The 18,032-nt window shown below is 46.5% G+C and carries 14 protein-coding genes, 14 tRNA genes and 4 rRNA genes; 29 read left to right on the top strand and 3 right to left on the bottom strand.

Translation table 11 applies throughout. The features are described 5' to 3' along the window. Positions 1–270: 270 nt before the first annotated feature. A complete protein-coding gene (locus tag NST58_RS29600) occupies positions 271–1,092 on the top strand; it encodes a PPK2 family polyphosphate kinase (RefSeq protein ID WP_052097348.1) in 822 nt (273 codons plus the stop codon). 50 nt (positions 1,093–1,142) lie between these two features. Here NST58_RS29600 and pdaB read toward each other — a convergent pair whose 3' ends face one another. Beyond that, positions 1,143–1,946, bottom strand: coding sequence for a polysaccharide deacetylase family sporulation protein PdaB (gene pdaB, locus NST58_RS29595; protein ID WP_036680629.1), 804 nt, complete (start codon positions 1,944–1,946; stop codon positions 1,143–1,145). 108 nt (positions 1,947–2,054) lie between these two features. Between pdaB and NST58_RS29590 the strand changes: the two genes are divergently transcribed. The 20 genes from NST58_RS29590 to NST58_RS29495 all read left to right on the top strand — a co-directional run bounded on the left by NST58_RS29590 (position 2,055) and on the right by NST58_RS29495 (position 9,917). Further along, on the top strand, positions 2,055–2,666 hold the full coding sequence (locus tag NST58_RS29590; RefSeq protein ID WP_076277845.1) for a stage II sporulation protein M: 612 nt from the start codon (positions 2,055–2,057) through the stop codon (positions 2,664–2,666). Between the two features lie 253 nt (positions 2,667–2,919). After that, positions 2,920–3,150: a hypothetical protein gene (locus NST58_RS29585; RefSeq protein ID WP_036680631.1), complete on the top strand. Its 231-nt coding sequence runs from the start codon at positions 2,920–2,922 to the stop codon at positions 3,148–3,150. A gap of 359 nt (positions 3,151–3,509) precedes the next feature. Then, positions 3,510–5,067: ribosomal RNA gene (locus NST58_RS29580) — 16S ribosomal RNA — on the top strand. Positions 5,068–5,191: 124 nt separating this feature from the next. Then, positions 5,192–5,308: ribosomal RNA gene (gene rrf, locus NST58_RS29575) — 5S ribosomal RNA — on the top strand. Between the two features lie 46 nt (positions 5,309–5,354). Beyond that, a tRNA-Ile gene (locus NST58_RS29570) sits at positions 5,355–5,431 on the top strand. A gap of 24 nt (positions 5,432–5,455) precedes the next feature. Then, a tRNA-Ala gene (locus NST58_RS29565) sits at positions 5,456–5,531 on the top strand. A gap of 169 nt (positions 5,532–5,700) precedes the next feature. Next, positions 5,701–8,627: ribosomal RNA gene (locus tag NST58_RS29560) — 23S ribosomal RNA — on the top strand. Between the two features lie 73 nt (positions 8,628–8,700). Continuing rightward, positions 8,701–8,817 (top strand): 5S ribosomal RNA (gene rrf, locus NST58_RS29555). Together the 16S, 23S and 5S rRNA genes with 14 tRNA genes alongside form the textbook arrangement of a ribosomal RNA operon. A gap of 6 nt (positions 8,818–8,823) precedes the next feature. Then, positions 8,824–8,899, top strand: a tRNA-Asn gene (locus NST58_RS29550). A 1-nt stretch (position 8,900) separates the two neighbouring features. Continuing rightward, a tRNA-Thr gene (locus tag NST58_RS29545) sits at positions 8,901–8,976 on the top strand. Between the two features lie 11 nt (positions 8,977–8,987). Beyond that, positions 8,988–9,062 (top strand) — tRNA-Glu (locus tag NST58_RS29540). Between the two features lie 40 nt (positions 9,063–9,102). Next, positions 9,103–9,178, top strand: a tRNA-Val gene (locus NST58_RS29535). Between the two features lie 43 nt (positions 9,179–9,221). Then, positions 9,222–9,296: transfer RNA gene (locus NST58_RS29530), tRNA-Gln, on the top strand. A gap of 5 nt (positions 9,297–9,301) precedes the next feature. Beyond that, positions 9,302–9,374, top strand: a tRNA-Lys gene (locus NST58_RS29525). Between the two features lie 16 nt (positions 9,375–9,390). Continuing rightward, a tRNA-Leu gene (locus NST58_RS29520) sits at positions 9,391–9,474 on the top strand. A gap of 6 nt (positions 9,475–9,480) precedes the next feature. Beyond that, positions 9,481–9,555: transfer RNA gene (locus NST58_RS29515), tRNA-Gly, on the top strand. Between the two features lie 7 nt (positions 9,556–9,562). Further along, a tRNA-Arg gene (locus tag NST58_RS29510) sits at positions 9,563–9,639 on the top strand. Between the two features lie 31 nt (positions 9,640–9,670). Further along, positions 9,671–9,744: transfer RNA gene (locus tag NST58_RS29505), tRNA-Pro, on the top strand. Positions 9,745–9,755: 11 nt separating this feature from the next. Continuing rightward, positions 9,756–9,829, top strand: a tRNA-Gly gene (locus tag NST58_RS29500). 14 nt (positions 9,830–9,843) lie between these two features. Continuing rightward, positions 9,844–9,917: transfer RNA gene (locus NST58_RS29495), tRNA-Pro, on the top strand. A gap of 99 nt (positions 9,918–10,016) precedes the next feature. Here NST58_RS29495 and NST58_RS29490 read toward each other — a convergent pair. Both NST58_RS29490 and NST58_RS29485 read right to left on the bottom strand, forming a co-directional pair. Further along, complete coding sequence (locus tag NST58_RS29490) at positions 10,017–10,430, bottom strand: ImmA/IrrE family metallo-endopeptidase (protein ID WP_036681396.1); 414 nt, start codon at positions 10,428–10,430, stop codon at positions 10,017–10,019. Positions 10,431–10,458: 28 nt separating this feature from the next. Then, the gene (locus NST58_RS29485) at positions 10,459–10,890 is read right to left on the bottom strand and encodes a helix-turn-helix transcriptional regulator (protein WP_076277838.1); all 432 of its coding nucleotides are present in this window, start codon (positions 10,888–10,890) and stop codon (positions 10,459–10,461) included. Positions 10,891–11,175: 285 nt separating this feature from the next. On the opposite strand from NST58_RS29485, the gene NST58_RS29480 reads away from it, so the two are divergent. From NST58_RS29480 to NST58_RS29445, 8 genes are all read left to right on the top strand, one after another. Next, positions 11,176–11,676, top strand: coding sequence for an ArpU family phage packaging/lysis transcriptional regulator (locus tag NST58_RS29480; RefSeq protein ID WP_094902361.1), 501 nt, complete (start codon positions 11,176–11,178; stop codon positions 11,674–11,676). A 531-nt stretch (positions 11,677–12,207) separates the two neighbouring features. Further along, a complete protein-coding gene (locus tag NST58_RS29475; protein ID WP_038573440.1) occupies positions 12,208–12,621 on the top strand; it encodes a DUF6838 family protein in 414 nt (137 codons plus the stop codon). Further along, complete coding sequence (locus tag NST58_RS29470) at positions 12,618–12,797, top strand: hypothetical protein (protein WP_036681241.1); 180 nt, start codon at positions 12,618–12,620, stop codon at positions 12,795–12,797. Before NST58_RS29475 ends, NST58_RS29470 begins: the two co-directional genes overlap by 4 nt. Beyond that, positions 12,797–14,119, top strand: a complete 1,323-nt coding sequence (locus NST58_RS29465; protein WP_076193913.1) for a phage tail sheath family protein — start codon at positions 12,797–12,799, stop codon at positions 14,117–14,119. Before NST58_RS29470 ends, NST58_RS29465 begins: the two co-directional genes overlap by 1 nt. 1 nt (position 14,120) lies before the next feature. After that, positions 14,121–14,591, top strand: coding sequence for a phage tail tube protein (locus NST58_RS29460; RefSeq protein WP_036681245.1), 471 nt, complete (start codon positions 14,121–14,123; stop codon positions 14,589–14,591). A 125-nt stretch (positions 14,592–14,716) separates the two neighbouring features. Continuing rightward, positions 14,717–15,139 (top strand): phage portal protein, encoded by a 423-nt coding sequence (locus tag NST58_RS29455; RefSeq protein WP_339245153.1) that lies wholly within the window; start codon positions 14,717–14,719, stop codon positions 15,137–15,139. Between the two features lie 194 nt (positions 15,140–15,333). Further along, positions 15,334–17,277 carry a hypothetical protein gene (locus NST58_RS29450; protein ID WP_280753584.1) on the top strand — a complete coding sequence of 648 codons (1,944 nt, stop codon included), beginning with the start codon at positions 15,334–15,336 and terminating at the stop codon, positions 17,275–17,277. A 1-nt stretch (position 17,278) separates the two neighbouring features. Next, a complete protein-coding gene (locus tag NST58_RS29445) occupies positions 17,279–18,031 on the top strand; it encodes a LysM peptidoglycan-binding domain-containing protein (RefSeq protein ID WP_076186589.1) in 753 nt (250 codons plus the stop codon). Position 18,032 lies beyond the last annotated feature (1 nt).

Here is an 18,032-nt window from a genome sequence, read left to right as displayed (position 1 = left end):
CTCTGGCCTTCAGAAAACGGGGTTTTTTGCTCTAGAATGTATCCTAACGATTAAAATCCGCTGGAGGAGGTTAATCTTAAAGAACAATAGAGCGGATTCTTTGTGTGTAGCAACGCTCACAAAACTAAGCAGATGCTTCCTAAGTGAGTTTTGTACGAAGTTTTTCAATGATGCATATGCTTTACAAAACTAAGCGTATGCTTCCGAAGCAGTTTTGTACGAAGTAATACAAGCGTAGCAACGCTCACAAAACTTTTAGGAGGGGAATATATGGACATCAAGCGTTATATGATAAAAGACACAAATGAAATCCAGCTTAACAAGCTGGACCCGGACGATACAGGTAACTTTAAATCAAAAAAAGAAGCAGAAGCCAAAACAGAGCAGTTAAAGGAACGGTTGGCAGAGCTTCAAGATATTCTTTTTGCACAGAAAAAGCATTCACTGCTCGTAATTCTGCAAGGGATGGATTCCAGCGGTAAGGATGGAACGGTTAAACATATTTTTTCAGGGATTAATCCACAAGGCTTTATAGTGACCAGCTTCAAGAAACCTTCTCTGGAGGAAGAAGCTCACGATTTCTTATGGAGAGTGCATCAAAAGACACCCCCTAAAGGCTACATCTCTGCATTTAACCGCTCACACTATGAAGATGTATTGGTACCGCGGGTACATGGGGGATTGAAAAAGGATGATTTGAAGCGCCGCTTTCGTTACATACGGCAGTTTGAGGAGATGCTGGTGGAAGAGGGAACGACAATTATCAAGCTTTTTCTGCATATTTCAAAAGAGAAGCAGCTTAAGAAAATCAAAGAACGGCTTGAAGATCCCAAAAAACACTGGAAATTTGACGCAAGTGATCTACAGGAGCGGGAGTTTTGGGATGATTACCAAGAGGCATATGTAGATGTTTTTAAGGAGTCTAGTATTGATAAAGCACCCTGGTACTGGATACCAGCCAATCATCAATGGTACCGCAACTATTTGGCCTTATCCATCGTTGTAAAGACACTGGAGAGTCTGGATCTGAGCTATCCGAAGCTGAATACCCCCACACCCGACATATCGGAGCTCATTTCCCCGCGTCATTAATATTTGGATAAAACCAACATCTATTGCGGTACCTAAGATTGGGAGGAGCGTTACAGCCCGGCAGCATCCTCTAAGGCACTATTTAGTGAGGCCGAGTCACGAACCTCTTTACCCTCTGCGTTGCTTTGGCTGATCAGCTCAGAGACGGTAACGAATTCATAACCTTGTCTGCGGAGCTCATCGATAATTTGCGGAAGAGCTTCGTGAGTTTGTTTGCAGGAATCACTGGCATGTAGTAGAACGATATCACCAGGATGTGCTTTAGTCGTTACACGCTTCACGATATTGTCTACACCTATGTTCTTCCAGTCTAGAGAGTCTGTGTCCCACTGGATGACTTTGTAACCAAGATCATTGGCCACTTGCAGAACTCTTTTGTCAAAATCACCATTAGGCATACGAATTAAATTTGGTTCTTTACCGGTTAATTCTGTAAGCACAGTGTGAGCCGTTGTGATCTGAGTGCGAATCTCTTCGTTACTTAGAGTGCTGTAATTGACGTGTTTATGGCCATGGCTGCCAATTTCGAATCCTGCGTTTTTAATGCTTGTTACAATATCCGGGTGAGTCTTACTCCATGGTGACGATAGGAAGAAGGTGGCTTTGTCCACTTTCTTGTCTTCAAGTACCTTCAAAATTGGTTCGGGTCTCTTTTCCCCCCAGCTAATATCGAAGGTTAGGGCAATCAGCTTCTTCTCTGTTGGCACACTGTAAATGGCAGAAGGTCCAGCCTCAGAAAAAACGGTGATATTACCCCTCTCGACATAGACAACTCCAGCAGCAAGAAGCACAGCGGCGAAGATATAGATGAACCTTTTGATCTTTTTGCCGCTGAATACATAAAAAGAATTCATTAATGACAGCGCTCCTCTCCCATGCGAAATGCTTGTTTGTTCTAAATGTATGCTCGTACCGCAAGGTTATGACCTAAGAAACAGAGATCACAATTTCAGGAGGTATTTATGTTGTCGTTCTTCACGTTTGTTAAAGATATTAAATCGATCCGCAAGGCTGTGCTGCTATCCTGTCTGCTCTTCGTAATAGGAGCGGTTGTTGGCTGGGTAGCGACAAGTAGTCTGGAAAAGCTATTGGTTCAGCAATTGGAAGGGCTTAGTGAGATCAGTGGGAACTTAAGAGACACCGCTAATCCGCAATGGAACTTCTTTGTATTTATATTTCTGAATAACGCCATCAAGGGCGTGGTTATTATTTTCCTGGGAGCGTTGTTCGGCATATTGCCAGCTATATTCTTATTTATAAACGGAGCGGTAATTGGCTACTTGATACATTTATCCGCACTGCAAGGACAGGATTTGTTCGATTTAATCGTAAAAGGATTGCTGCCACACGGGATTATAGAGATTCCGGCAATCATTATCGCGTGTGCCTTTGGGCTGCACTTTGGCGGAAAAGTGATTTCAAGTCTATTTCGATCTACAGATAGAAAAGAGGAGAGAAGCGCAGACTGGTCTGCTTTCATGCGTCAAACACTTACGGCTTCCATATGGACTGTAATCCTGTTATTTGTTGCAGCCATTATTGAAAGTACAATTACTTTTTCACTTTTATCATAAAACTTCCGGGAATAGAGCATAACATTAAGGGCGTTCATCCAAGGATTGCCTAAAGGTAAGGAGTATATAATCTAGACGAAACCATAAAGGGAATTTTTAATAATTATGGTTATAAAAAGAGGACTCCGGTTAATCTAGTGTAAGAGGATCTTAAGGCAGCTTTCTCCATGAGATGTACTTACTGATTATGCAAAAAAGGTTTTGGGGGTTTAGAGAAGGTGTTAATTGCAACTTCATGAAGGAGGCCAAGCATATGTTGGGAATGTTGTTTAACGAAAAGGAATGCAAGGAACTGGATTATGTTTTGAGAAAAGAACTAGATGAGATGCTGTTAGATTTGAGTGATCAGCGCTTGGACCAAAATATCAGGCACGCCATCGCTAATAGATATAAGACTGTATTCCGGATGTATGCTCGCTTCGCTCCTCAGAAAGAGCTTTCCAAGTATGCATGGGGTGGGCGTTCTTCTCAGTATAAACACTGAAGATATACGAGAATTGCTACAGTTTTATAAAGTTTTCAGATTATTTAATAAAATAGCTTGACTAAAAAGGAGTGCTCATGATAAATTATATCTCGCGCTCCTTTTGCTTGTGTAAAAGGGAAGCGGAAGGCAAGAAAAATTGAAAAAAAGATTTTTCAAAAAAAAGACTTGCCAAACAGCTTAACACTGTGATATATTATAAAGGTCGCCGCTGATAAACAACGACGACGAAATGAGAGACATTGATCTTTGAAAACTGAACAACGAGTGAGTGGGAAATCACGTAAGTGAAATCCAAAATTAGAGAATTAATTTTCTCGTCAGATGTTTCAAAATGAGCATATCGCTCTTTTCAATACTAATTGGAGAGTTTGATCCTGGCTCAGGACGAACGCTGGCGGCGTGCCTAATACATGCAAGTCGAGCGGAGTTACTTTGAAAGCTTGCTTTCAAAGTAACTTAGCGGCGGACGGGTGAGTAACACGTAGGCAACCTGCCCTTCAGACTGGGATAACTACCGGAAACGGTAGCTAATACCGGATAATTTCTTTTTTCTCCTGAGAGAAGAATGAAAGACGGAGCAATCTGTCACTGAGGGATGGGCCTGCGGCGCATTAGCTAGTTGGTGGGGTAACGGCCCACCAAGGCGACGATGCGTAGCCGACCTGAGAGGGTGAACGGCCACACTGGGACTGAGACACGGCCCAGACTCCTACGGGAGGCAGCAGTAGGGAATCTTCCGCAATGGGCGAAAGCCTGACGGAGCAACGCCGCGTGAGTGATGAAGGTTTTCGGATCGTAAAGCTCTGTTGCCAGGGAAGAACGTCCGGTAGAGTAACTGCTACCGGAGTGACGGTACCTGAGAAGAAAGCCCCGGCTAACTACGTGCCAGCAGCCGCGGTAATACGTAGGGGGCAAGCGTTGTCCGGAATTATTGGGCGTAAAGCGCGCGCAGGCGGCTATTTAAGTCTGGTGTTTAAACCTTGGGCTCAACCTGAGGTCGCACTGGAAACTGGGTGGCTTGAGTACAGAAGAGGAAAGTGGAATTCCACGTGTAGCGGTGAAATGCGTAGATATGTGGAGGAACACCAGTGGCGAAGGCGACTTTCTGGGCTGTAACTGACGCTGAGGCGCGAAAGCGTGGGGAGCAAACAGGATTAGATACCCTGGTAGTCCACGCCGTAAACGATGAGTGCTAGGTGTTAGGGGTTTCGATACCCTTGGTGCCGAAGTTAACACAGTAAGCACTCCGCCTGGGGAGTACGGTCGCAAGACTGAAACTCAAAGGAATTGACGGGGACCCGCACAAGCAGTGGAGTATGTGGTTTAATTCGAAGCAACGCGAAGAACCTTACCAGGTCTTGACATCCCTCTGAATCTGCTAGAGATAGCAGCGGCCTTCGGGACAGAGGAGACAGGTGGTGCATGGTTGTCGTCAGCTCGTGTCGTGAGATGTTGGGTTAAGTCCCGCAACGAGCGCAACCCTTAACTTTAGTTGCCAGCAGGTTAAGCTGGGCACTCTAGAGTGACTGCCGGTGACAAACCGGAGGAAGGTGGGGATGACGTCAAATCATCATGCCCCTTATGACCTGGGCTACACACGTACTACAATGGCCGGTACAACGGGAAGCGAAGCCGCGAGGTGGAGCCAATCCCATCAAAGCCGGTCTCAGTTCGGATTGCAGGCTGCAACTCGCCTGCATGAAGTCGGAATTGCTAGTAATCGCGGATCAGCATGCCGCGGTGAATACGTTCCCGGGTCTTGTACACACCGCCCGTCACACCACGAGAGTTTACAACACCCGAAGTCGGTGGGGTAACCCGCAAGGGAGCCAGCCGCCGAAGGTGGGGTAGATGATTGGGGTGAAGTCGTAACAAGGTAGCCGTATCGGAAGGTGCGGCTGGATCACCTCCTTTCTATGGAGAATCGTTCTCTGCAATGAGAACATTCAAATCGGAAGTTTAACTTCCACAATAGAACCCTCGGGTTCGAACACTCACTCGTGTTCAGTTTTGAAAGAGCAAGTCTCTTTCGTATGCGTTTGGTGGCGATAGCGGAGGGGTTCCACACGTACCCATCCCGAACACGACCGTTAAGCCCTCCAGCGCCGATGGTACTTGGACCGAAGGGTCCTGGGAGAGTAGGACGTTGCCAAGCGGACAACCAATTCATTGGTTGATTCACAATGTTATATATGTTATATGGGCTTTTAGCTCAGTTGGTTAGAGCGCACCTCTGATAAGGGTGAGGTCGGTGGTTCGAGTCCACCAAGGCCCACCATATAACATTATAGAGTAATTTTATGGGGCCATAGCTCAGCTGGGAGAGCGCCTGCCTTGCAAGCAGGAGGTCAGCGGTTCGATCCCGCTTGGCTCCACCATAAATTTTTAAATGAATAACTTTTTCAACTTGATCCTTGAAAACTGGATACCGAAACGAATTTGCGTTTTAGAACATCTTTTAGCAACTTGTGCAAACAAGTAAATGTTATTAGTGAGATGATTCCAAAGAGAATGTCATCGTATGATATTTTCCTGCGGAAGAATCAAGGTTAAGCTAATAAGAGCACACGGAGGATGCCTAGGCGCCAGGAGCCGACGAAGGACGTGGCGAACAACGAAACTGCCTCGGGGAGCTGTAAGCAAGCTTTGATCCGGGGGTGTCCGAATGGGGAAACCCAGCTGTGGTAATTCGCAGTTACTCATTTCTGAATACATAGGAAATGTAGAGGCAGACCAGGGGAACTGAAACATCTAAGTACCCTGAGGAAGAGAAAACAATAGTGATTCCGTCAGTAGCGGCGAGCGAACGCGGAACAGCCTAAACCTAAGAGCTTGCTCTTAGGGGTTGTGGGACGTCTCACATGGAGTTACAAAGGAATATGGTAGGCGAAGAGGTCTGGAAAGGCCCGCGATAGAGGTAAAAGCCCTGTAACCTAAACTGTATTCTCTCCGAGACGGATCCCGAGTAGTGCGGGGCACGTGAAACCCCGTATGAATCCAGCAGGACCATCTGCTAAGGCTAAATACTACCTGGCGACCGATAGTGAAACAGTACCGTGAGGGAAAGGTGAAAAGCACCCCGGAAGGGGAGTGAAATAGAACCTGAAACCGTGTGCTTACAAAAAGTCAGAGCCCTATTAATGGGTGATGGCGTGCCTTTTGTAGAATGAACCGGCGAGTTACGTTTAACATGCAAGGTTAAGCCGAGAAGGTGGAGCCGCAGCGAAAGCGAGTCTGAATAGGGCGAATTAGTATGTGGACGTAGACCCGAAACCGTGTGATCTACCCCTGTCCAGGGTGAAGGTGCGGTAACACGCACTGGAGGCCCGAACCCACGTACGTTGAAAAGTGCGGGGATGAGGTGGGGGTAGCGGAGAAATTCCAATCGAACTCGGAGATAGCTGGTTCTCCCCGAAATAGCTTTAGGGCTAGCCTCGGTATAAGAGTAGTGGAGGTAGAGCACTGATTGGGTGCGGGGTCCGCAAGGATTACCAAGCTCAGTCAAACTCCGAATGCCATATACTTATTGCCGGGAGTCAGACAGTGAGTGCTAAGATCCATTGTCAAAAGGGAAACAGCCCAGACCATCAGCTAAGGTCCCCAAGTGTGTGTTAAGTGGGAAAGGATGTGGAGTTGCACAGACAACCAGGATGTTGGCTTAGAAGCAGCCACCATTGAAAGAGTGCGTAATAGCTCACTGGTCGAGTGACTCTGCGCCGAAAATGTAACGGGGCTAAACACACCACCGAAGCTATGGCTAGATACGTATGTATCTGGGGTAGGGGAGCGTTGTGTAGGGGTTGAAGGTGTACTGAAAAGAGCGCTGGACACTACACAAGTGAGAATGCCGGTATGAGTAACGAAAAGATCAGTGAGAATCTGATCCGCCGAAAGCCCAAGGTTTCCTGAGGAAGGCTCGTCCGCTCAGGGTAAGTCGGGACCTAAGGCGAGGCCGAAAGGCGTAGTCGAAGGACAACAGTTTGAAATTACTGTACCACCGTAATCCGCTATGAGCGATGGGGTGACGCAGGAGGGTAGTGACGCGGACTGATGGATGTCCGTCTAAGCAGTGAGGCTGATGTGTAGGCAAATCCGCACATCGATAAGGCTGGGCTGTGATGGGGAGCGAAAATTGTAGTAGCGAAGGTCATGATCTCACACTGCCAAGAAAAGCCTCTAGCCAGGAGAAGGTGCCCGTACCGCAAACCGACACAGGTAGGCGAGAAGAGAATTCTAAGGCGCGCGGAAGAACTCTCGTTAAGGAACTCGGCAAAATGACCCCGTAACTTCGGGAGAAGGGGTGCCCCGGTAGTGTGAATAGCACGAGGGGGCCGCAGTGAAAAGGCCCAAGCGACTGTTTAGCAAAAACACAGGTCTGTGCGAAGCCGCAAGGCGAAGTATACGGGCTGACGCCTGCCCGGTGCTGGAAGGTTAAGGGGAGTGGTTAGGGGTAACCCGAAGCTATGAACCGAAGCCCCAGTAAACGGCGGCCGTAACTATAACGGTCCTAAGGTAGCGAAATTCCTTGTCAGGTAAATTCTGACCCGCACGAATGGCGTAACGACTTGGGCGCTGTCTCAACGAGAGATCCGGTGAAATTTTAATACCTGTGAAGATGCAGGTTACCCGCGACAAGACGGAAAGACCCCATGGAGCTTTACTGCAGCTTGATATTGAATTTGGGTACGATCTGTACAGGATAGGTGGGAGCCGTAGAAATCGGAGCGCAAGCTTCGGTGGAGGCGCCGTTGGGATACCACCCTGATCGTATCTAGGTTCTAACCTAGTACCCTTACCGGGTACGGGGACCGTGTCAGGCGGGCAGTTTGACTGGGGCGGTCGCCTCCTAAAGAGTAACGGAGGCGTTCCAAGGTTCCCTCAGAATGGTTGGAAATCATTCGCAGAGTGCAAAGGCATAAGGGAGCTTGACTGCGAGACCTACAAGTCGAGCAGGGACGAAAGTCGGACTTAGTGATCCGGTGGTACCGCATGGAAGGGCCATCGCTCAACGGATAAAAGCTACCCTGGGGATAACAGGCTTATCTCCCCCAAGAGTCCACATCGACGGGGAGGTTTGGCACCTCGATGTCGGCTCATCGCATCCTGGGGCTGAAGTAGGTCCCAAGGGTTGGGCTGTTCGCCCATTAAAGCGGTACGCGAGCTGGGTTCAGAACGTCGTGAGACAGTTCGGTCCCTATCTGTCGTGGGCGCAGGAAATTTGAGAGGAGCTGTCCTTAGTACGAGAGGACCGGGATGGACGTACCGCTGGTGCACCAGTTGTTCCGCCAGGAGCATGGCTGGGTAGCTACGTACGGACGGGATAAGCGCTGAAAGCATCTAAGCGTGAAGCCCCCCTCAAGATGAGATTTCCCAATTAGTAAGACCCCTTGAAGACGACGAGGTAGATAGGTTGGAGGTGGAAGTGCAGCAATGCATGGAGCTGACCAATACTAATCGGTCGAGGGCTTATCCTATATGTAGAATGCAGATTCGTTTCGGATTCAGTTTTCAGGCATCAAGCCTGAGCATTTACGCTGTAAATGCCCGTTTGGTGGCGATAGCGGAGGGGTTCCACACGTACCCATCCCGAACACGACCGTTAAGCCCTCCAGCGCCGATGGTACTTGGACCGAAGGGTCCTGGGAGAGTAGGACGTTGCCAAGCGGATATTCCCTGATAGCTCAGTTGGTAGAGCACTCGACTGTTAATCGAGTTGTCACAGGTTCGAGTCCTGTTCGGGGAGCCATGCTCTCATAGCTCAGCAGGTAGAGTGCTTCCATGGTAAGGAAGAGGTCACCGGTTCGAATCCGGTTGAGAGCTCCACAGATTTGCAAGGCCCGTTGGTCAAGGGGTTAAGACACCTCCCTTTCACGGAGGTAACATGGGTTCGAATCCCATACGGGTCACCAACTTTTACTTGTACTTACCCTTAGAGGGTCCCATAGATATGGAGGCTTAGCTCAGCTGGGAGAGCATCTGCCTTACAAGCAGAGGGTCGGGGGTTCGATCCCCTCAGCCTCCACCATAATCTTCCTAAGAGATTATGGGCAACATAGAGGTACCATCAATGGGGATTAGCCAAGCGGTAAGGCAACGGACTTTGACTCCGTCACTCATAGGTTCGAATCCTATATCCCCAGCCAAGTGCGAGCCATTAGCTCAGTTGGTAGAGCACCTGACTTTTAATCAGGGTGTCGAAGGTTCGAGTCCTTCATGGCTCACTTTTATTATTATCATGCGCGTGTGGCGGAATGGCAGACGCACCAGACTTAGGATCTGGCGTTTCACGACGTGGGGGTTCAAGTCCCTTCACGCGCACCACTTATTGCGGACGTGGCTCAGCGGTAGAGCATCGCCTTGCCAAGGCGAGGGTCGCGGGTTCGATTCCCGTCGTCCGCTCCATAATTTTGCGCCCTTAGCTCAGCTGGATAGAGCGTTTGACTACGAATCAAAAGGCCGGGAGTTCGAATCTCTCAGGGCGCGCCATTTTATTATTAAGCAATTATAGTATTTATAACGGGATGTAGCTCAGCTTGGTAGAGCACCTGGTTTGGGACCAGGGGGTCGCATGTTCAAATCGTGTCATCCCGATTTTCACCTTTGCGGGTGTAGTTCAATGGTAGAACTTCAGCCTTCCAAGCTGATAGCGTGGGTTCGATTCCCATCACCCGCTCCATAATTTTATAGTAACGGGATGTAGCTCAGCTTGGTAGAGCACCTGGTTTGGGACCAGGGGGTCGCATGTTCAAATCGTGTCATCCCGATACTCAGCTTAATCGCTGCTCAAAAGCTCTTACTTCGGTAAGGGCTTTTTGTTATGTATTGAATATACATATAAATACAACTAAAGAACATATGTTCTATTATTCCTCCAAAAAAAATCGGACTTCCGGTGGAATTCCAATCCGTAGATAATAGTTTCTCCATGATTCCTCTTGTTCGGGGCTTCTGCCCGAAGAAAGTAATTTTACAGCAAAGACATTAGCTTGACGTTCAAGCTTCCCAGGAGAGAAATAGGAGCTTTCCTCCAGAAAAAAGCGATTGATCCCCTTGTGAAGCCGATCATGTCCTAATTCATGCGCACAAACGAAGCGCTGCCATTCTACAGGCAACTCATTATGAATGACGATAAACCTTCTTCTTAGTTTTCGATAATATAATCCCTTTGTGCCAGTCCCCAGGTTCATGAAGCGGATTTGAATGCCTAGTGCTGCGGCAAGCTCGAACGGGCAGTTGGTTTTATATTTTTTAATCAGACTATTGATCAGTTCATCCATGTTCTTCACCTGCAGCATGTTAGTATAGTTATTTAGTGTCTTTGGATTTTTTTCTCTTATTCATCTGTTTGGCTTCCCAGAACAATCCGGTTAGTACATCTTTAATCCTCTGTTTATCTTCTTTGTCTAATGGAATTCCGTCAAACATCAGCTCTCCATCATCCTCTAGCATTTTTCGAAAGTCTCTTTTATCTTTGCTTGTAGCCCAATCTGGGACAGCCTCATCGCTTGAAAGAGTCTGGTCCTGCAAATACCCTGCCTGATCCATTAGCTCCCCGTAGGGGACGCCAGTGGCCTCAGCAATTTTGCGTAACGTGGTTGGTTTAGGAACCCCTCTTAATCCATTCTCAATCCGGGAAATTTGCGAACCGCTAATTCCGGCTGCTGCTGCTAATTGATTAATGGTGAGTCCTTTTGTTTCCCGAAGATGCTTCATATAATCCCCGAATTCCTGTTTCATCTCAACTCACTCCTTATTGGCTTTAACCTTATGATAATAATATAAGCCATTTTTGCCAATAGGTAAACAACAAAGCGTATATTATTGCCAAAAGGCAAGATAATGGAGGGATATACGCTCTTTTTCGATAAAAACAGCCTAAAACGGGGTTTTACGAGATTGGTAAAGAAGTGGTATATTGTAGAAAAATACGAACAGAATACGAACAAGACTTATTTTATCACATTGGGCTGGAAAATTCCGCAAATTAAATCTCATTCAGTTAAACCCAAAAGGAGTGCATAAATGATGAACATATCAACTTTACCAGAGTTGGACCGTCGCCGAACCCAGGTCGCTATAGAGAGCATGTTGGAGAAATACCGTATTTTTAAGACCGTTACATTTGAAGCTAAGGAAGCAAGCACAACTTATTCATACACAGAAAGATTTCATGGTCCTACTAACACTGTAACTGATCAGACTGCTGCGATAGCTTCTTATAATGTGGACATCCCCGCCGCAAGGAGAGCTTATTGTTCCGCAATAGACTCTGTGGTAGAGAGACTCGATACGAGAGAACAGCAGCTGGTACGGGAAAGGTATATGAGAAGAGACGAGATGTACGATTATACGATTTACAATCATGTGTTTGATCCACCGGTAAGTAAGGACACTTACGTGAAGATACGCTCGAAGGCTTTTTACAAGATGGCATTAGCGTTAACGGATCTCGGCTTACTGTCTCTGCAAACTTTAGTAACAACAGCGCCTAGGGTAAAGAAAGAGAAAATGAGTATTACTTAATAGAAGTAGAATAGTTTGATTAGTAAAGAAGACTGTATCGTCCGAGCGGATGATGCGGTCTTTTTTTGAATTATAAGAAAGTATAAGTTTCAGGGTGTACTTTATCCTTATAATCCTCGCACAAATGCTTGCCGTCCATAAAAGGAGGGTCGAAAGCTCTTTAGCTTGTCTTCAATTGTGTACCACCAAAAAAACGCTCTATACCATCCCAAAGCTAGCCAAAACCTCGTCCGTTTACCCTCTCCGCAAGGATAATATGGGGGTATGATTATAACATGGCAAATGAAGCAAAAGAACACCGCAAGAGCATGAATGCTCTGCTAATAGTTCCGCCCTAAGGGTGATGAGAACAACCTAGCGGTGAAAGATTCTTCTCGCATTTGCCTAATGAAGAAGGGATATTATCCAACCTCGGATAGTATCCTTTTTTCTTAAATCTAGTTGAGGGGGTGTCTGCTTAATGTTCATGCAGTTGAAGGTTAACACCATCAAGGATCGACGAACGGTCGCAGATCAGAAAGGAATGGAGTGATGTCGGTACAACAATTGCGAGAACACATTACAAGTACACTTGAACGGTATTTTCCTGATGTGCCTGTATATGTAGAAGGAGAAAAACCTCAAACCGCTTATTTTCATCCCGGATTGATCTCAGCAACACTGGATCGGCAGCGGGAGGGCAGATATTTAGCGGTCTACCGTTTTGGCATCCGTTATGAGCAAGGCAATTTGCTGGAAGCTGAGAGAATGGCAGATAAGCTGAGTGAGGCGATGGCAGGAATGGAGCAGGATGGTGGAGCTTTTCGTGTAGTTAGGCAAGCTTGGGAAGCTGGAACTGAAGGGCATGGGCCGCTGTTTACAGTTGACTATATGTTGTATTTGCAAAACGACAAGCCTGACAGCATTAAGATGGGACAAATGATTGGAGGAGAACGATTGAAATGAGTACTAAAGGGAGTAACGGGAATGGGTTCAGTAAGGAACAGATTGTGAATTCCTCACTTTTTACGCCGAGGGAAAAGGATATATTGAACGTTATTTTGCAGGATGGCAAGAACTATACGCTCGAAGAAGCAAAGCAATCTATGGGATTGTTCAAAAATAAGGAGGTAATGAACTAATGGCAGGCGGAACATGGACAACGCAAAATAAGGTGCGCCCTGGGGTGTACGTAAATGTAGCATCAAATCAAGGTGCCATCGGCAAAATGGGAGAACGCGGGATTACGGCATTGGCGCTTGCCCTATCTTGGGGAGAGCCGGGAGTAATCATGAAGATTACCCCGCAGGATGATGTGAATAAGCTGCTAGGAGTGGATTTGGAACATCCAACTCTACTGCCAGTGCGTGAAGCGCTGAAACGGGCGGGAACCTTGCTGCTCTATCGATTGAATGAAGGCGTTAAAGCGGCAGTCACGAATAACGGCCTTCAGGTAACAGCTAAATATGGCGGTGTACGCGGAAATGATCTTTTGATTGTGATTGAGAAAAATATAGAGAATGCTGCTCTTTTTGATGTAAAGACGTTGCTTAATGGAACCGAACTGAACAAGCAAACGGTCGGAACGGCTGAAGAGTTGGTCGCGAACGATTATGTTCAATTCCAGAAAAATGGTGCAGAAGGCTTGAAGCTAATTGCAGGCATGCCGCTTACAGGGGGGGCTAACGGAACCGTGACGAATGGAGCACATAGTGACTTCCTGTCTGCTCTTGAGGTGCAGGAATTCCAAACAGTGGGTCTAGTATCGCAGGATAGTGCTCTGAAGGCACTCTACAGTTCTTTTGTGAGACGGCTTCGGGATACAGAAGGGAAAAAGGTACAGGCTGTACTATCCGATTATGCGGCTGCAGGTCATGAAGGTGTGATTAGCGTGAATAATGGGGTAGTACTGAGCGACGGAACTACGATTGATAACGTCAATGCCGTTGCTTGGGTAGCTGGTGCTACAGCAGCAGCTGCTGTTAATGAATCGCTGACTTATCAGGGTTATGATGATTCGGTGGATGCTGATGTAAGACTTAGCCATTCTGAGACTACAGCTGCGTTGCTAAAAGGAGAGCTTATCTTTACTTACAGTGGCGGACGGGCTGTGGTGGAACAGGATATCAATACATTTACCGCGTTTTCACCGGACAAAGGCAAAGCATTCTCCAAAAATCGTGTACTGCGCGTGCTGGATGGAATTGCAAATGATATGAAGCGTATTTTTGAGAACTACTATATCGGTAAGGTCGCGAATAATGAAGATGGCCGTGCTCTTTTCTGGTCACAGTGTGCGACTTATATGAATGATTTGCAGGATATGGGTGCAATTGAGGGCTTTAACGCGCAGACAGATGTTGTAGTTGTGGCTGGTGCAGATAGTGATAGTATCGTGCTGGATGTGGCTGTGAAACCGGTAGATTCCGTAGAAAAAGTATATATGAAAGTGAAGGTGGTTTAAGATGGCATTTTTAAAAGCTAGTGATACGATTTCCGGCCAGGAGGGCCGTGCTTATGCTGTGATTGGTACGCAAACCGAAGAGATGTTCTATGTGAAAACTCTTGAAGCTACAGTAGAAAAAACAAAGGCAGAGGTGAAAACACTGGGCCGCCGGGGTGTTCAGCATAAAGCGACTGGATGGTCGGGCAGCGGTTCGATGACGATTTTTTATATGACTAGTCGTTTCCGCCAGATGATGCTCGATTATATGAATACGGGTGTTGATCAGTACTTCGATATTGAGGTTACGAACGAAGATCCATCGTCCAGCGTGGGAGCACAGCGTATTATTTTAAAAGGCGTGAACCTTGATAGTGTCATCATGGCCTCACTTGATACAGAGTCAGATGCTCTGGAAGAAGAAGTTAGCTTTACCTTTGAAGATGTGCAGATTGTGCAAGCTTTTGGTGCTCCGGCAGGTTCCGGGCTTTAATTAAGACAACTAGATAGATTGGAGCAAGCAAGACCCGAACGTAGAATGAGCGGCGGGTCTCTTCTCTGTCTATTGGCAGCTAGTAGCAGGAGAAGTATCTAATAAATAATTCTAGGAGGAAGACAATGAGCGAATTAAGTTTGTTTTTTGCCCAAAATGTAGCATGTGACACGACCGAGGAGTTTGTAGTATCCCAGCGTTTTAAGGATAAGGTAGGAAATGCGGTAGCTTGGAAGCTGCGCAGTATGACTGAGGATGAGAATCAGGAATGCCGCAAGGCCGCAACCCGTAAAGTCAAAGGTAAAAACGGAGTGTATACCTCCGAAATTGAGCCTAACGATTATATGGCGAAGCTGATGACCTCAAGTGTAGTGCATCCGGATCTGAAAAATGCTGAATTGCAGCGTTCTTATGGCGTACTTGGCGCTGAGACACTGCTGCGTAAAATGCTGCTACCAGGTGAATTCGCGGCGTTGGGTGAGCGGGTGCAGGCCTTAAATGGTTTTGGCACGGACATGAACGAGCTGGTGGATGAAGTAAAAAACTAATCAACGAGGGCGATAGTGAAGCCAATTTTGCTTATTACGCCCTCCATGAGCTGCACATTTTACCCCATGAGCTGATGAAGCTGTCTTCCCGCGAACGCGCCGCAATATATGCGATGATTGCTGTTCGTGTGGAGAAGGAGAAGCGCGATCAGGCACGGAGTAAGGCGAGGAAGAGATAGTTAGGGGGTGAGAGAATGAAGATAGACGCATCTAAAGCCGTAATGCTACCGATGAAATCTCTGGCAATTTGGAAGAGTGTTAATAAACAATGTGTTCGTGTGAACAGCAATCTGGATATCGTTAATCGATTGGTCAAGGGAGTGCAGGTAGTTGTTAAGCGGTCAAGCGATGAGATGAGCCGTTCTCTGAATCTAGTGAACCAATCTTTGCAGGATATCAATGATACGCTACTTGAAGGCTTTAAGAGACTTCCTCCTAAGGTCATAGTTTCTAGAGATATAGTTATCGAGCAAAGCCAACAAGCAGGGCAATCACAACAGTTAGCGCTTCGAACATTAAATAGCTCCCCAAGTGTGCAAAAAGGTAAGGCTGAAGAAGAAGAGGCGAAAAAGGTAGAGTGGTGGAAAGGGCTAAAAGCGAAGGAGAAAAAGAAAGAAGAGGAGAAAAAGCCGGAGGTTAAGGCTGATCCGGTCCCCAAGCCCAAAATTAATCTGAAAAAGGAACCTCCGGTTCCACCATCCCCACCAACTCCTGACTCGAGAATTATGAAGTTTCTCAAGACAGTTGATGTGGTAAAGCCATTTAATGCCGTGAAGTCTTTTGGGGAGAAAGCTGTAAAAGCTGCGGCACAACCAGGAGATATCGCTGACTGGAATAAGCTGAATGACAATACAGATGCTGCACTTGGGAAAATCGGTGAGAAAGCAATGGGAGCCTTGAGGCCAGTGATGGATACTTTGAACGAGGCGCTGACTTCAAACCAATTTATGCCGATTATAGATGCTATGGCTAACGGCTTTCTGATCATTGCTAATGTGATTGGCATGGTAGTGGATGGCTTATTATGGTTGGTTGGAGTGTTGCAGGAGAACTGGTCTTGGATTAAACCGATTCTTGAAGCGATAGCCATTGTCTATCTCGTAGCTATGATCGTACAAGTGGCTCTACTTGTAGCAGCCGCTTATCAGCTTGCAGCAGCATGGTTGGTAGTAAACTGGCCTATTTTAGTGGTTATCGCTGTTATAGCTGTTCTTATTTATATTTTTCAAATGTTAGGTATTTCTGCGGGGGATGTCGTTGGAGCTATAGTGGGAGCATTTGGATGGTTAAGCGCAGTGATGGATAACATTTGGATTTTTATACAGAATGCAGCTATCTCTGCATGGGATTATATAGTGAATAAATTTCATGAAGCGGTCAATTTTATGAAGCAGCTGCTATATGATTTGGGTATGGGTGCCCTTAATGTTCTTTACAATATGACAGTTGGAGCAGAGGGCTTTGCCGGGGGATTCATGAAGGTAATGGCAAAAGCAATCAATTGGGTACTAGACAAATTCAATTCCATGATTGAGGCTTTAAGTCATATTCCATTCTTCGACGAATTGGGGATAAGTGAACTAAAAGTTGAGAGGAAGGAGCCGGAAATTCCTCATGCAGCAAGCGATATGATCGATAAATACCGGCAAAATTTTAAGGCGTTTGCTCCTACCGCTGATAATTTTCCAGAGCAAAAGACTGCTAAGATCGAGTACGTTAATCTTGAAGATAGTTTTAATAGCGCCAGTCAAAAAGGAAAGAATGCCACGAACAAGTTGATGGACAAAGGGCGCGATGCTACTGAAAAAGTGAAGGATATGTTGAATCCGATCAGCAGTACAAAAGCACTGGATTCAACAGGTCTACTAGCTACTCAGGGCAATAATCTGAACACCGTCAACCGTGTGAACGAGCTCGGCTCCATCAACGACACCGTAGACATCTCCAGTGATGATCTGAAAATGCTGCGCGAGCTGGCCGAGATTCAGGCGATCCAGAATTTTGTGGAGCTTACGCCGACGGTGCAGGTGACGACCGGGAATATTAACAATGCCGGAGACATTGATACGATTATCAACAAGATCGGGCAAAAGCTGAACGAGGAGTTTGTCTCTACGGCGCAGGGGGTGTATACGTAACGTGGAAGAGTACGGGATTTTTTTGGGCTTTAATAATCAGGAGGATGCAATCCGGCTGCCAGTCAATCCAGAGACCTTGGAAATCAAGGAGAGTGGAGATGGAAAAAGCTATACCATTATCGATCTGGGTGAGATCAATACGATTGCTTATCCGAAGCTTACGGAGATCACAATTGAAAGTATTTTCCCGGCACAAAGGTATCCGTTCGTATTGGTGCAAGAGGATGGATTGAAAAGGCCTTTTGAATATGTGGAACTTATTAAGAAATGGATGAAGAGTCGTCGGCCTATTCGGTTTGTGTTCTCCGGTGTGAGGTATCCCGATGATACGAAAAAGGATGAGAAGAAGTTAAACAAACCGCAGAAATGGCTAGAGGAATCTTCAATTAGTGAGGATAGATCTTTAGAAATTGATTTTGCTGTGAATATGGCTATGAGCATTGAAGGTTTCACTTGGAAGCTTAGTGCGGGTACGTCAGGGGATATTGAATATTCGTTATCTCTCAAAAAATACGTATTCTATCAGGCGGTAGCTGTGAAGGTTGTCAAAGGTGAAGTGAAGGCGGAGCAGAAGCGGGCCAATGAAAAAGCAAAGCCTACTACCTATACCTTAAAAGCTGGAGACAGTCTATGGAGCATCGCTCAAAAAAACCTAGGAGATGGCTCGAAGTACAAAGTCATTCAGAAGCTTAATGGCATTCCGGATAGTGAGCTGAAAAAGCTGCCCATCGGTAAAGTCATCAAGCTGCCGTAGG

The sequence above is a fragment of the Paenibacillus sp. FSL R10-2796 genome (assembly GCF_037965315.1).
GTDB lineage: Bacteria > Bacillota > Bacilli > Paenibacillales > Paenibacillaceae > Paenibacillus_AQ > Paenibacillus_AQ odorifer.
Note: the sequence above shows the minus strand (reverse complement) of the source record. Positions and strands in the feature narration are given on the sequence as shown.

Bases quoted from the DNA above. Each gene is read 5' to 3' on its own strand.
- NST58_RS29480 (WP_094902361.1), top strand. From the start codon at position 11,176: ATGATGAACATATCAACTTTACCAGAGTTGGACCGTCGCCGAACCCAG.
- NST58_RS29585 (WP_036680631.1), top strand. From the start codon at position 2,920: ATGTTGGGAATGTTGTTTAACGAAAAGGAATGCAAGGAACTGGATTAT.
- NST58_RS29470 (WP_036681241.1), top strand. From the start codon at position 12,618: ATGAGTACTAAAGGGAGTAACGGGAATGGGTTCAGTAAGGAACAGATT.
- pdaB (WP_036680629.1), bottom strand. From the start codon at position 1,946: ATGAATTCTTTTTATGTATTCAGCGGCAAAAAGATCAAAAGGTTCATC.
- NST58_RS29460 (WP_036681245.1), top strand. From the start codon at position 14,121: ATGGCATTTTTAAAAGCTAGTGATACGATTTCCGGCCAGGAGGGCCGT.
- NST58_RS29455 (WP_339245153.1), top strand. From the start codon at position 14,717: ATGAGCGAATTAAGTTTGTTTTTTGCCCAAAATGTAGCATGTGACACG.
- NST58_RS29465 (WP_076193913.1), top strand. From the start codon at position 12,797: ATGGCAGGCGGAACATGGACAACGCAAAATAAGGTGCGCCCTGGGGTG.
- NST58_RS29600 (WP_052097348.1), top strand. From the start codon at position 271: ATGGACATCAAGCGTTATATGATAAAAGACACAAATGAAATCCAGCTT.
- NST58_RS29450 (WP_280753584.1), top strand. From the start codon at position 15,334: ATGAAGATAGACGCATCTAAAGCCGTAATGCTACCGATGAAATCTCTG.
- NST58_RS29475 (WP_038573440.1), top strand. From the start codon at position 12,208: ATGTCGGTACAACAATTGCGAGAACACATTACAAGTACACTTGAACGG.
- NST58_RS29485 (WP_076277838.1), bottom strand. From the start codon at position 10,890: ATGAAACAGGAATTCGGGGATTATATGAAGCATCTTCGGGAAACAAAA.
- NST58_RS29590 (WP_076277845.1), top strand. From the start codon at position 2,055: ATGTTGTCGTTCTTCACGTTTGTTAAAGATATTAAATCGATCCGCAAG.
- NST58_RS29490 (WP_036681396.1), bottom strand. From the start codon at position 10,430: ATGGATGAACTGATCAATAGTCTGATTAAAAAATATAAAACCAACTGC.